Raw genomic sequence first — 649 nt, 5'->3', positions numbered from 1 at the left:
CCTGGCTAGCGTCACCCCCCATGCCCCCGACCCTGCGCACCGCCCGCCTCCTCCTCGACGCCTACACCCCCGAGGACGAGGAGGACTTCGTCGCCCTGTTCCAGGACACCAGGGTCTCCCGGTGGATGGGGGACGGCCCTGCCGCCGAGGCGGACGACCGGGCCCTGTTCGGGCGGATCTTCACCAAGGTCTACGCCCGGGATCTCTTCGACGTCTGGGCCGTCCGGCGCGCTGGGCGACTGGTCGGGCACGCGGAGATCAAGCGGACGGACGCGGTCGACGGTCACGAGATCGTCTACGCCCTGGCCCCGGAGGTCTGGGGCAGCGGGCTCGGGGCGGAGCTGGCGGAGGCGCTCGTCGGGTACGGCTTCGACACGCTCGGGCTGACCGAGGTGCACGCCACCGTCGCCTCGGAGAACGAGGCCTCGCTGCGCCTGCTGGGCCGGATCGGATTCGCGCACGTCAGGGACGTCGAGGAGGACGACGGCGGCCTCACCCGCGTACTGACCCGGCCGGCGCGGTGATCTTTCCGGGAATCCGGCAAGAATTTCTTACTCCGCCGTGCAACCCTTCCCGCCCTTTGCGGGTCGTACTTGGTGTCAGGACTTCTGGAGGGGAATCCGGGGGGATCGCGGGGGCTCCTGACGGG

Annotated in this window: 1 protein-coding gene; it reads left to right on the top strand. The window is 70.9% G+C overall.

All coding sequences use genetic code 11. The annotated features are described in order from the left end of the window. The first annotated feature begins 20 nt into the window (after positions 1 to 20). On the top strand, positions 21 to 524 hold the full coding sequence (locus CCL05_RS43460) for a GNAT family N-acetyltransferase (RefSeq protein WP_086565919.1): 504 nt from the start codon (positions 21 to 23) through the stop codon (positions 522 to 524). Positions 525 to 649 lie beyond the last annotated feature (125 nt).

Source organism: Streptomyces africanus (assembly GCF_002150735.1).
Taxonomy (GTDB): Bacteria; Actinomycetota; Actinomycetes; order Streptomycetales; family Streptomycetaceae; genus Streptomyces; species Streptomyces africanus.
The sequence above is the reverse complement of the archived record's forward strand: the minus strand, read 5'-3'. Positions and strand labels throughout refer to the sequence as shown.